Source organism: Gordonia sp. B8661-1 (assembly GCF_059427765.1).
This window is the reverse complement of sequence record NZ_JCAHRL010000004.1, coordinates 1-12355: the sequence shown is the minus strand read 5'-3', so window position 1 is coordinate 12355 and position 12355 is coordinate 1. Positions and strand designations below refer to the sequence as shown.

The 12355-nt window shown below is 63.9% G+C and carries 13 protein-coding genes; 7 read left to right on the top strand and 6 right to left on the bottom strand.

The features are described 5' to 3' along the window. The first annotated feature begins 96 nt into the window (after window positions 1-96). Genes AC4JJG_RS10120 through AC4JJG_RS10110 form a run of 3 tightly spaced genes read left to right on the top strand, consistent with a single transcriptional unit; the run spans window position 97 to window position 2269 of the window. The gene (locus AC4JJG_RS10120) at window positions 97-699 is read left to right on the top strand and encodes a dihydrofolate reductase family protein (RefSeq protein ID WP_495401050.1); all 603 of its coding nucleotides are present in this window, start codon (window positions 97-99) and stop codon (window positions 697-699) included. A 17-nt stretch (window positions 700-716) separates the two neighbouring features. Beyond that, a complete protein-coding gene (locus AC4JJG_RS10115; RefSeq protein ID WP_495401049.1) occupies window positions 717-1049 on the top strand; it encodes a YciI family protein in 333 nt (110 codons plus the stop codon). A 53-nt stretch (window positions 1050-1102) separates the two neighbouring features. Beyond that, window positions 1103-2269, top strand: a complete 1167-nt coding sequence (locus tag AC4JJG_RS10110) for an RNA polymerase sigma factor (RefSeq protein WP_495405765.1) — start codon at window positions 1103-1105, stop codon at window positions 2267-2269. Between the two features lie 99 nt (window positions 2270-2368). Here AC4JJG_RS10110 and AC4JJG_RS10105 read toward each other — a convergent pair whose 3' ends face one another. Next, window positions 2369-3028, bottom strand: coding sequence for a response regulator (locus AC4JJG_RS10105; protein ID WP_495401047.1), 660 nt, complete (start codon window positions 3026-3028; stop codon window positions 2369-2371). Continuing rightward, window positions 3025-4200: a sensor histidine kinase gene (locus tag AC4JJG_RS10100; protein ID WP_495401046.1), complete on the bottom strand. Its 1176-nt coding sequence runs from the start codon at window positions 4198-4200 to the stop codon at window positions 3025-3027. The genes AC4JJG_RS10105 and AC4JJG_RS10100 overlap by 4 nt, the downstream gene beginning before the upstream one ends. 108 nt (window positions 4201-4308) lie before the next feature. Between AC4JJG_RS10100 and AC4JJG_RS10095 the strand changes: the two genes are divergently transcribed. Both AC4JJG_RS10095 and AC4JJG_RS10090 read left to right on the top strand, forming a co-directional pair. Then, window positions 4309-4857 carry a hypothetical protein gene (locus AC4JJG_RS10095; protein ID WP_495401045.1) on the top strand — a complete coding sequence of 183 codons (549 nt, stop codon included), beginning with the start codon at window positions 4309-4311 and terminating at the stop codon, window positions 4855-4857. Between the two features lie 363 nt (window positions 4858-5220). Beyond that, window positions 5221-8298 (top strand): DEAD/DEAH box helicase, encoded by a 3078-nt coding sequence (locus AC4JJG_RS10090; protein WP_495401044.1) that lies wholly within the window; start codon window positions 5221-5223, stop codon window positions 8296-8298. A 243-nt stretch (window positions 8299-8541) separates the two neighbouring features. On the opposite strand, the gene AC4JJG_RS10085 is transcribed toward AC4JJG_RS10090, so the two are convergent. Further along, complete coding sequence (locus AC4JJG_RS10085) at window positions 8542-8994, bottom strand: hypothetical protein (protein ID WP_495401043.1); 453 nt, start codon at window positions 8992-8994, stop codon at window positions 8542-8544. A 149-nt stretch (window positions 8995-9143) separates the two neighbouring features. Between AC4JJG_RS10085 and AC4JJG_RS10080 the strand changes: the two genes are divergently transcribed. Next, window positions 9144-10226: an HNH endonuclease gene (locus AC4JJG_RS10080; RefSeq protein ID WP_495401374.1), complete on the top strand. Its 1083-nt coding sequence runs from the start codon at window positions 9144-9146 to the stop codon at window positions 10224-10226. 19 nt (window positions 10227-10245) lie between these two features. Here the strand turns inward: AC4JJG_RS10080 and AC4JJG_RS10075 are convergent, their stop codons facing one another. Then, window positions 10246-10605, bottom strand: coding sequence for an Rv2640c family ArsR-like transcriptional regulator (locus AC4JJG_RS10075; protein ID WP_495401042.1), 360 nt, complete (start codon window positions 10603-10605; stop codon window positions 10246-10248). A 97-nt stretch (window positions 10606-10702) separates the two neighbouring features. On the opposite strand from AC4JJG_RS10075, the gene AC4JJG_RS10070 reads away from it, so the two are divergent. Continuing rightward, a complete protein-coding gene (locus tag AC4JJG_RS10070) occupies window positions 10703-11164 on the top strand; it encodes an ArsI/CadI family heavy metal resistance metalloenzyme (protein ID WP_495401373.1) in 462 nt (153 codons plus the stop codon). A gap of 9 nt (window positions 11165-11173) precedes the next feature. Here AC4JJG_RS10070 and AC4JJG_RS10065 read toward each other — a convergent pair whose 3' ends face one another. Both AC4JJG_RS10065 and arsB read right to left on the bottom strand, forming a co-directional pair. Further along, on the bottom strand, window positions 11174-11584 hold the full coding sequence (locus tag AC4JJG_RS10065; RefSeq protein WP_495401041.1) for an arsenate-mycothiol transferase ArsC: 411 nt from the start codon (window positions 11582-11584) through the stop codon (window positions 11174-11176). Beyond that, on the bottom strand, window positions 11577-12355 hold a 779-nt coding region (arsB, locus tag AC4JJG_RS10060; protein WP_495405764.1), incomplete at its 5' end, for an ACR3 family arsenite efflux transporter. The genes AC4JJG_RS10065 and arsB, both read right to left, overlap by 8 nt.

Below are 12355 nucleotides of genomic sequence, written 5' to 3'. Positions count from 1 at the left end.
AAATCACTGTCCGACGGCTGTCGAATCGCTCCTCGCCCATTCGTAGAGGAAGTGAGGCCGCCACCGGGGCGGCTCGGACGCCAAGGGAGCACCATCATGAGCACCACTTTCACCGTCGACTTCTTCTGCACCATCGATGGCTACGGCTCGGCCGAGGGCTGGCCCGGGTACTGGGGTAAGGAGGGGCCGGAAATCCGCGAGGACCGGGTACGCACCTTCGCCGAAGAGCAGGTACTGGTCTTCGGGGCGACAACCTTCCGCGAATTCTCTACATTCATCGACGCCTACGACGAGCCCTACTACGACAGCATGAACGCGTTGCCGAAGATCGTCTTCTCCAGCACGCTCGACCCCGACGACCCCGGCTGGCAGAACGCCACCGTCCTGAACGAGGATGCGGTGACCGCGATCGAGCGGCTCAAGCGCACCACCGACGTCCCGATGCGGTCGCATGGCAGCATCACACTGAATCGCGCACTCCTCGCAGCGGGGCTGGTCGACCGGCTCGAGGTGATCCTGTTTCCTGCCGTGACCGGGGCTGCAGGCCGTGCGGCGCTCCTGCACGACGGCGCAGAACTCGACCTGGACCTCGTCGAATCGTCGGTTCTCGACGGCCGGATCGTGAAACTCGCGTACATGCCACATCTGCACGGCGCGATCCCCGCCGACGCGGGACCGACCCCACGAGAGTCGGCGTAAGGGAGGACACTGGGCGCATGCAGTATCTCGTCAATGTCATCGACGACCGCAGCAGCTCGGCAACCCCCGAGGAATACACCGCGATCGACGCCTTCAACGAGAAGCTCCGTGCGGGCGGCCACTGGGTGTTCGCCGCCGGATTGGCCGATCCGGCGGCCTCGACCGTCATCGACGGCCGCCGGAGCGAGCCGCTCCTGGTCGATGGCCCATTCGTCGAAACGAAGGAGTGGGCGGCGGGGTTATGGATCATCGAGGCCCCTGATCTCGACGTCGCCCTGGAGTTGATGACCGAGGGCTCCCGGGCCTGTAACCGCAGGCTCGAGGTGCGGCCGATTCTCACGGAGCGCTGATCGACACACAGGACGCACTCGTCCGCGCCCACCACACCGAGTGGGCGCGGGTGGTGGCGGCACTCGCCAAGCGGTTCGGCAATCTGGACATCGCGGACGACGCCGCAGCCGACGCCTTCGCGACGGCGGTCGAACGGTGGCCCGCGGACGGCGTACCCCCGAATCCCGGCGCGTGGCTCACCACCGTCGCGACTCGCAAAGCGATCGACCGACTCCGGCGTGAGAGCAGCCGAGACACGCGACATCGAGAGGCGCACAGGGTGTTCGGGGACCACGATCCCACGCCGATCGGCGCCGTCGCCGACGACCGGCTCCGGCTGATTTTCATCTGCTGTCATCCCGCACTGGCGATGGAGGCTCGCGTCGCCCTGACCCTACGGATGGTCGGGGGGCTGACCGTGCCGGAGATTGCGCGCGCATTTCTGGTGCCGGACACCACCATGGGCGCCCGGATCACGCGCGCCAAGGCGAAAATCGCACGCGCCCGGATCCCGTACCGGGTTCCCAACTCAGAAGACCTGCCGCACAGAGTTTTTGGGGTTCTCGCAGTCCTCTACCTGATCTTCAACGAAGGGTACCTGCCTTCGGATTCGGACCACACACCGCTACGCGAAGACCTGTCCGCCGAGGCAATACGGCTGGCTCGGCTCCTCCACGAGCTTCTGCCGGAAGACGGCGAAACGACCGGACTCCTCGCCCTCATGCTGCTCACAGATTCTCGTCGCGCCGCACGAGTGTCGGCGTCGGGCGAGTTGGTTCCACTCGAACAACAGGACCGGAAGCTCTGGGATGCGGATACCATCTCCGAGGGACACGCGCTGGTACGTGAACGCCTGGCCACCGGCCTCGCTCCCGGGCAGTATCAGCTGCTTGCCGCGATCAACGCCGTACACACGGACGGCTCATCCACGGACTGGGCACAGGTCGTCGCACTCTACGACCAGCTGGTGGTCCTGGAGCCGTCACCGATCGTCAAACTCAACCGCGCCATAGCCATCGCCGGCCGCGATGGTCCGGAATCCGGACTCGTGCTTGTCGATGAACTCGAGCCCGCGCTGGCCACCTACCACTCGTTCCACGCTGCACGCGCCGAACTACAACGTCGACTGGGCCGGAACGCCGAAGCGCACGATAGCTACGTCAACGCCATCCGTCTGGCCGGCAACACTGCGGAGATCGCGTACCTCAGGCGACTACGCGATGAAACCGGCTCGGCGTGAACGCATCTCAGGCGGAACGTTATCGAACCAGATTCGGCACTGCATCCCCGCTCAGCTGTATGCTCGCGCGCCCACAATTGGCAGCAGCACCTACGACCGTCATGCCTCGTCACCCGTCAACCCGGCGCGAACGGCAACGACGGCAGCCTGCACACGTGATGGCACGTCGAGTTTGGCGAGAATACGCGAAACATGTGTCTTCACAGTCGATTCGCCGATGTCCAGGCGTCGGGCGATCTGCGCGTTCGTCCATCCGTGACCAACACCGACAAGGACGTCCCGTTCCCGTTCGGTCAGCTCGGTGAGGTCGGGAGCGGCTGTCGCAGGACGCGAACGCATCGCGTCGACAACGACTTTGGCTACATCGGCGTCGAGTACCGCGTCACCGGCCGCCACACGGAGTGTCCCATCCACCAACTCGGCCCCCGACGCCGTCTTCAGCAGGAACCCGGACGCTCCCGCCGACAGGGCGCCGAGCACATACTCGTCAAGTCCGAAGGTGGTGAGCACCAGGACCTTTGCATCGGTGCTCGCGGTGACCGACGCGGTGGCGACCAGTCCGTCGACGCCCGGCATCCGCACGTCCATCAGAATGACGTCGGGCCGTAACGCGGTGGCCGCGCGCACCGCGGCCGCTCCATCTGCCGCCTCCCCCACGACGGTGATCGACCCCGACGCCTCGAGCACCATCCGAAGCCCTTCGCGCACCGCGGCATGATCGTCAGCGAGCACGACGCGGACTCTGCGCTCACCGGTCATCGGTGAACCTGACGCGAGCCGCCATGCCTCGGCAGCGGGAGTTCGGCTGTCACACACCAGTGTTCACCAGCAGTATCTATCGTCACGCGACCTCCGACACTCTCGGCTCGCACTCTCATGTTGTCCAGACCCCGCCCCTCGCCGACTGGCACGTTGGGGACAATCGGATTGTCGACCTGCAGTTCGAGGACACCATCGTCGCGGCGGAGGGTCACCGTGACCGGGTGGCCGGGCGAGTGTCTGGTCGCGTTGGCCAGAGCTTCACCCACGATCCGCGACAACGCCACTTCCGTCTCGTGCGGGACGTTGTCGATGAGTTCTTCGCCGTGGATGGTGACAGTGGAGCCGACGGCGTTTGCCGCCTCGATGAGAGGTTCGAGGCCGGCCCAGCGGACGGTCGCGGTGTCGTCGCCGTCGGTGGCGAGCAGGTCGATCATGACGCGCAGTTCGTCGAGTGCACGCAGGCTATTCGCCCGAATCGACTCGACGATCGGCCCGGGCCGTTCCGCATCGCGTGCCGCCTCGGCCAGGATTGCAATCGCCGACACGTGCCCGGCAACGGTGTCATGCAACTCGCGGGACACCCGGCGGCGTTCGTCGGCGAGATCGGTCGCCCGCGCTGCTGCGGCCTCGGCACGCACCGCCGTGTTCTCCACTGCGGCGGCATGTCTCGTGGCGAGGACCGCCTTGGCATATCCGACCGGCGACAGCAGGAATGCCACCGCGACGAGTCCCGCGAATACGCCTCCCCGTGGCCCCGCCACGACACCTCCGGCGACGGCCGCGGCAACCGAACCGATGATGGTCACCGATGTGACGATCTGTTGCAGCCGTTGACTTCCCCGCACCATCGCGAGGTAAACGACATCGGAGTAGGCAATCCAGAGTGGCAGCGCGGGCCCGACTGCCATGTCGGCGAGCACAAGCACCGAGAACACGCCGAAGACCGCCGCCGGATATCGCCGTGCGGAGATCTGCAGGACGAACGCGACGGCGAGCAGAACCGGCTCGGCATACGGCGGATATCCGTCGCGTCGATCGGAGAGGAGAGTGAAATCGCCTGACGCCCACAGCAGAAGCCCGATCAGGAGCGTGCCCACCGCCAGCAGATTGGGTGCGGTGAACAGGCAGCCCGCGATCGTGCCGCGGGTGAACGATCGGAGAACCGGCATCCCATTCACTACACCACACACGGCGCACCGACGGGTCCCCCGAACGACGGATGCCCGCAAGCCCGATCGGCCGATGTGTCCGCGGCCGTTACCGCCGACACTCACCACATGAACGAATTGTCCAACCCGATCCTGTGGACCATCGCCGCATGCGAGATCGGTTTCTGGGTTGTCATCGCAGTCGGCCTCATCGTGCGGTATATCGTTCGACACCAACGACTCTCGACGATCATCCTCGCCTGCGTACCGCTCGTCGACCTCGTGCTGCTGGTCGCCGTCACGCTCGATCTCCATCGCGGCGGAGAAGTCGGCTTCGCGCACCGACTCGCTCCCCTCTACCTCGGCGTGACACTCATGTTCGGACACCGCGTCGTCTCCTGGGCCGACGCCCGCTTCGCCCACCACTTCGCCGCCGGCCCCGCACCTGACAAGATCCCCAGGTACGGATCGATCCGCATACGCCATGAGTGGCAGGACTTCGGCCGCTGGCTCGCCGCAGCCGCCATCGCGCTGATCATCACCGCCGGCCTCGGCTACACCGTCGCCGACGACATCCAGCGCCACGCCATGTTCGGCATCACCGGCACACTCGGCGTCGTCACCGTCATCTGGGCAGTCACCGGCCCCGTCTGGTATTCGCTGGATAGGCGGGAGTGACGGAATCCCCCGCTCCGGGCGACAGGGATCACGGTGACCGTGAACCGCCAAACGTCTACGGGCAATTCTAAGTTTCAACTGGCACCCGAACGGGCGATGTCTCAACAACCGTGCCCGCCGCAACACCGTTGCACAATGCGCGAACCTCGGCGGCCGCCGGCGAGAGCTCCTACCCATGCTGGTGGCACGAGCCGGGCGCCGGAATGTTGGGCTTAGGGAGAAGTCATTGAGCGAGGGTCTCAGCTCGATTGACGTCGAGATCTTGGACTGCTTACGCGATCATCCTTGTCGGCATCCTCGTAGAACGGGCGGAGACACAGAATCCCGCCGCCCGTTGTCGGTCCTTCGTGATGTACTTCGGTGGTGCCAGAGCCTTTGCTGCCCGGAATCTACGAGTCGGTCGTCACCAGCCACTTGCAGAGCGCGCTTGATATCTCCGGGCTGGAGCCAGAGTTCGGGTCGCTGACGCGCGCCGACGAACCGCACGTGCTGGCTCGGCACATTGCCGCTGCGGTGGAACGACATCTGGCGAACTTGCCGGACGACACACGCCTCGATGGAGCAAACGCGCTCATCGCCATGCTTAGCGACAGTGCAGCTGACATCATCTCGCGCAACGAGATATTGACCTCGGCTCACGCAGCTGGCGTGCCGGCACCCGTCCGCCCGGCCACACCGCTGTCGGAAGTTGCCCTCCTTACGAACACGCCAAACGAGCCCAACATGGCCAGCGAGATCGCACGCGAGCTGGCGAGCGCCGATCGCGTCGATCTGCTCTGTGCATTCATTCGTTTCGCCGGGATCGCCGTCATCGGCCGTGAACTCAAAGCCCTGCGTGAGCGTGGTGTACCTCTCCGGGTCATCACCACCACATACCGTGGAGCAACTCAGCGCCGGGCCATCGACGAACTCGTCAGCAAGTACGGCGCAGAGGTCCGCATCCGTTACGAAACCGCCTCCACTCGTCTCCACGCAAAGGCATGGTTGTTTCGCCGCAATTCGCTATTCGACACCGGGTATGTCGGCAGCTCCAACCTTTCTCACTCAGCCATGGTCGACGGCCTGGAATGGAACGTTCGGATCTCCCGAGTCAGTACCCCTACCCTCATCCGCAAGTTCGAGGGTACTTTCGACACCTATTGGAACGACCCGGCTTTCCTCACATACAACCCCGCCACCGACTTCGAAAAGCTCGACCGGGCACTCGCGGAAGCAGGTGGCGGGGGCAGTGGACGCGAGACCATCACGGTGTCGGGTCTCGAGGTACGGCCATACCCGCATCAGGAACGAATCCTCGAAGCGCTCGATGCAGCTCGCGAAGTCCATGGGCGACACCGCAACTTAGTTGTCGCGGCGACCGGTACCGGTAAAACCGTCGTCGCCGCGCTCGACTACAAACGGCTCTGCCACGACGCTAAGCGGCCACTCAGCCTGCTCTTCGTGGCGCATCGTAAGGAGATTCTCGATCAGTCTCTTCGTAAGTACCGCGAGGTCATGGGTGACGGCAGTTTCGGCGAGCTATTCGTCGACGGTCAACGTCCGGTCGGATGGTCGCACGTATTCGCGAGCATCCAGTCATTGAACGGCTCTGGCGTCGACCTTGTCGATCCCGGTCAGTTCGACGTTGTTGTCGTCGACGAGTTCCACCATGCTGCCGCGGCCACCTACGAGAGATTGCTCTCCCGCATCGATCCGGTCGAGTTGCTCGGACTCACTGCAACACCGGAACGCAGCGACAGCGCCGATATTCTGGGCTGGTTCGGCGGTCGATCGACCTATGAGCTGCGCCTCTGGGATGCTCTCGAACAGGATCTGCTGTGCCCGTTCCATTACTACGGCATCGCTGACAACACTGATTTGAGAGACGTGGTGTGGTCCCGTGACGATTATCGAGTCGCGGACCTGGAGAACGTGTACACGAGTAGCGACGCGCGCACCCGCCTGATCCTGCACGCCGTCCGCGACTACGTGACTGATCCAACCACTATGCGCGCCTTAGGTTTTTGCGTCTCCATTGCGCACGCCGAGTATATGGCCGATGCATTCAGCAAGCAGGGCATTGCTTCCATCGCCCTGTCTGCCAATACACCGAGGGATATTCGGGCACAGGCGTTTTCAAGTCTCGGGAACGGCACCGTACGCTGCCTCTTCGCAGTTGACATATTCAACGAGGGCCTCGATATTCCAGACGTCGACACCCTTCTCATGTTGCGCCCGACGCAGAGCGCCACAGTGTTCCTGCAGCAGCTTGGCCGCGGATTGCGACGCAGTTCGGAAAAAGCAGTGCTGACCGTGCTCGACTTCATCGGTCACCAGCGGGCAGAGTTCAACTTCGCTCCGCGGTTGACAGCACTCACCGGAACCAGGGACCGACGGCTCATCTCGGAGGTCGAAGGCGGGTTTCCGTTCCTGCCCGGCGCCAGCCGACTGGTACTCGATCGCCAGTCACAACAGATTGTGCTCGATTCCATTCGCAATGCGTTGCCGACCAACCGACGTTCCGCACTCATCGCTTCGGTCCGCGACACCAAGACAACAGATCTCGGCGAATACCTCACGGCCACCGGCAACGACCTGGCGGACATCTATGCCGGTAGCGGTACGCGTGCGTGGACGCCTCTATTGCGAGCCGCCCGTTTGATCCCAGACCCAGTAAGTACGAGTGAGGACAGCCTCGCGCGACGGATCCGAGCACTCGCGCACGTCGACGATGCCGAGCGCGCCGCCCTCTACCGGCGACTCGTCGATCCGGATGGTCCCCGATACGGTGCACTCACGGTGCGTGAGCAGACACTGGCCCGCATGCTCTTCTTCACGTTGTGGTCGGACCTTGGCGGATTCTCCAGTTTCGACGAGGGCTTCGACCACCTTCGAGCGCACCCCGCCTTATGCACCGAAATCGACCAGCTGCTCACCATATCCGCCGCCGCAACCGATCACGTCCCCAGGCCTGTCGTTGAAGCTTCTGACAGTTTCCCGCTCTACAGCCATGCTCACTACCGCCGCGAAGAAGTGCTCGCCGCCATCGGCTTTGCCACACTCGAGCGGAAAGCGCGTGGACAGGCCGGGGGCGTGACCTGGCACGGCGACACGGGCGCCCTGTTCGTCACCCTTCACAAGAATGACCGCGACTTCAACCCCGCAACGATGTACCACGACTACCCGATCTCCCGGGAGCTATTCCACTGGGAGTCGCCAAACAACACAGCAGTCGACTCCGAGACGGGCCGCCGCTACGTCGAGCAACGGACGAACGGTTGCCGCGTGCTGCTCTTCGTTCGGGATCGCACAGACGGCGACTTCGGCGCCGACCCGTATATCTTCCTCGGACCGGTCGACTACGTCAGCCACCAGGGCGAAAGACCGATCGCGATAACGTGGAAGTTGCGGCGAAATATGCCGATTGACGTGTTCGAGAGCGGGTCGGTGATCGCGGGTTAAGCAGGCCTGGCAGGTGACCACCCCCGATCGCAACCAGGAAGGAGTGACGCAATCGACCAGTTTGCATCCAACCGCCGTATCCTCCGGCCCCATGGCGCCGCGGCCGACTCCATCCGTAAACTCTCGAAGATAGCGATTTACCGCCACGTCACTGACCTCAGTAGCCCGCCGGATGAACTGCTTAAACAGGTAGACGGCATCGGCCGGAGAATCTCGACGGAAGTGGTCACGCCATTGAACTGACTACCATCGGTAATAGTCGGCGGTAACTCCCGCTTGTTCGTTACCCCACAGCGCAGCCGTGATTGATCTGGCAAACGCGACCCAGGTCATAGGATCGTACTCGACATCAGCCTCATACTTTGAGCTCTTTGGCACACCACCCACCACGTGGGCCCACCCATCGACACCGACTTCGGGCCAGATGTAGGCGATCAAGAGGTTCTTCCCCGAGCCCCACGAAATCCAGCCATAGGCGGGTGCGCTTGAGCCGACCGAAAGCCCCGACGCCGACTCAGATACGTCATGGCTCCAGGTTGCCGTGTGCTCATCGGCGACCCAATCGAAGGCGACATCCTGGAGGTACGACTCCCCCTCATAGGCGTAGGGATATGTGAAGCTGAACTTTCCGGGCTCGATCTGCTCCGGGAGGCCAGGGAACTCTGCCTGCCGTGTGCAATCACCACTACTACTCATCCTTGACCTCCCCAAGTGGTCAGCGTCATTGTCTCCCTGCGAGGGCGCAGTTGGACTGGTTTCGCCAAGAACTCTCAGCGCGGAAGCCCATCCTCGCCACCACCGCCGCTCAAGCAAGATTGCCTGGCGCACCCCCTAGACTCTTTGCAATGCCTCCCACCGACCCCCTCTCCCTCGGCCAGCGTCTGGTCGCGGTTCTGGAAGGTGGGCGGCGCACGGCGACATACAAACTCGCGACGATGGTGGCACTGCTCGATCTCGCGGTGGAGCTGACGCCGGACGATCCGGCCGCGGCGGTCGATGTGGACCTGGATCGGATTGCCGAACGGGTGATGGATCTGTACTGGCGTCAGCTGCTGCCGATGCACGACCGCGACGGTGGGCATATTCTTAGTCAGTCCACTCAGCCGTCGGGGAAGATCTTCGAGGCCGTCAGCGCGCTCCGGGGCGCCACGAGCGGCACAGCCTCCCGCGGGGTTCCGATCGAGACCGCTGCGCTGCGCACGCCCGACGTCTACGAGCGATCGAGGTTGCAGGTGAAGCGCAAAATGGTGGAGATGCCGTTGCACCTTCTTCAGCAGGTGGGCACCGGCGGCCACGACTGTTTCCTGTACGACGACTCGTGGATGGGCCGGGATTCGTTGCGCGCCATCGCCGATCATGGCAACAAGCTGACGCTGTTTCCCGGCGTCTGTCACACGCTCGCCCGGCTGGCCCCGCTGGTGAAACCGGCGTTTCAATTGGCCTGGGTCGGCGACGTGCGCCGCATGAACACGCACCTGCTCGACGAGGGGCCGGATCTGGCGCGACACCTGTTCGGGTCCGATCGAATCTCTCTGTCGCGCCCCGCAGAACTACTGGCGGAGCATTTTGGCAGCGAATGCTTCTACTGCGCAACGCGTTTGACCGGAGTCAGACATGTCGATCATGTCCTGCCGTGGTCCAGGGTCGGCATCGACGGACTCAGCAATCTGGTACTCGCCTGCGCGTCGTGCAACTCCAACAAGTCCGATCACCTACCGGCCCCGAGCCTTGTGGTCCGAGCTCTGGGGCGCGGGCGAGAACAACTCGATGCGCTGGCTGCATCGATCAATTGGCCGAGCCAATATGAACGCGTCGAATCGGTGGCGCACGGTATTTACTCCACCCAACCGGCATCGACACCCGTCTGGCAGGCCCGAAGACAGATCGGCCCGATCGTCGATCTCGGATGGCCGAACACGAGGCTCTAACCACCTGCTGGTCGCGGCGTCAGCAGCAGTCCGGTGGTCCGAGCACGCTGCGGAGCGCGGCGAGGCTCTCGGGCCGGGCGCGGTAGAAGACGTTCATCCCGCGACGTTCCGGTTCCACCATCCCCGCTTTCCGGAGTTGTCCGAGGTGATGGCTGGTGGTGGCCTCGGTGAGGCCGACCGCGACGGCGAGATCGCAGGTGCAGACCTCGCCGGCATCGACGGTCAGCAACAGGGATATCAGCTTGATGCGCACCGGATCTGCGAGAGCCTTGAGTCTCAGGGCGATCTCGAGGGCCGCATCGTCGTCCAGTGGCTGCGCGGACACCGGGGCGCAGCAGATCGGCGCGCTGATGTCGATGACTGGCAGAGCCTTGGGCATGCGCCCACCCTACCGACGCCCTTGACATATGTCGAAGAGGTGGACCACACTAACCTCGACCACAATTTCGATATATGTCGAACCTTCGGGGGTAATGATGTCGCGCATCCAGTTGGCCCTCAATGTCGACGATCTCGACGCGGCCGTCGAGTTCTACTCGACGCTGTTCAACACCGAACCGGCGAAACGCAAGCCCGGGTACGCGAACTTCGCGATCTCCGACCCGCCACTCAAGCTGGTTCTCCTCGAGAATCCCGGCACCGGCGGGACCCTGAATCACCTTGGCGTGGAGGTTGAATCGAGCGAACAGGTGCACGCCGAGATCGCCCGGCTCTCCGACGCCGGGCTGTTCACGCACGAGGAGATCAACACCACCTGTTGCTTTGCCACCCAGGACAAGGTGTGGATCACCGGGGCCGACGACGAGAAGTGGGAGGTCTACACCGTGCTCGCCGACTCGGACACCTTTGGTACCAGCCCGAATCTCCTGGAGCAGAAGCCGACAGCCGACGGCTCGGTCTGCTGTGACGGCAATGCCGCCGACACGGCCTGCTGCTGACGCCGTCGCCTACTGCCCCAGACGATCGGCGAGGGCGCGAACCCGAGCGCTGATGTCGTCGCGAATCAGTCGCATCCGCTCGAACCCGTCGACGCCGCGCTCCGATGGCTCGTCGGTGGACCAGATCTCGACCGGAACACCTGGTGGGGCACACACTTCTGCAGTTCCGATCACCACCACGAGATCGGCGGCCCGCATCAGTTCGTCAGTCAGCTGCCGAGGATCATGCCCGGCCACCGCCACTCCGACCTCGGCCAAAACCTCGAAGGACAATTCGTTCACGCGCCCACCGACTTTCGCCGAAGTGCCCGCAGACGATGCGATGATGCGATCGGTGATTGTCGGCGTCAGATACCCGGCCATCACCGACTTTCCCCGGTTGCTGACACAGATGAACAACACCCTCAACGGCTCAGACACCACGGCTCTTCTCGACGAAGAACCGCCGCCGCAGCGCCAGCGAAACGTACACGAGTGCAACGAGAACCGGCACCTCGATGAGTGGCCCGATGACGCCGGCGAGCGCCTGACCGGAGCTTGCGCCGTAGGTGGCGATGGCCACCGCGATCGCCAGTTCGAAGTTGTTGCCCGCGGCGGTGAAGGCGAGGGTGGCGGTGCGGGCATACCCGAGGCGAAGCGCGAGCCCCAGTGCGAATCCACCTCCCCACATCACTGCAAAGTAGATGAGGAGAGGAACCGCTATGCGCACCACATCCCATGGGCGCGAGGTGATCTGCTCACCTTGCAGCGCGAACAGCACGACGATCGTGAACAGCAGTCCATAGAGCGCCCACGGGCCGACGGCCGGCAGGAATCGGGATTCGTACCAGTCGCGTCCCTTCGCCCGCTCTCCGAACCGTCGCGAGAGGTACCCGGCGAGGAGTGGAATGCCGAGGAAGATCAGCACCGATCTGGCGATCTGCCACGGCGATGCGTCGATTCCCGACTGTTCCAGTCCCAGCCACCCCGGCAGCACCGACAGGTAGAACCACCCGAGCACCGCGAACATCACCACCTGGAACGCCGAATTGAGCGCCACCAGAACCGCGGCCGCCTCCCGGTCACCACACGCGAGGTCGTTCCAGATGATGACCATGGCGATACAGCGAGCCAGGCCGACGATGGGGACTGGTGCACGGTTAGGTGACATCTGATCTGGCTTGCCCCGGGAGGGCGGCCTGGAAGGATGAC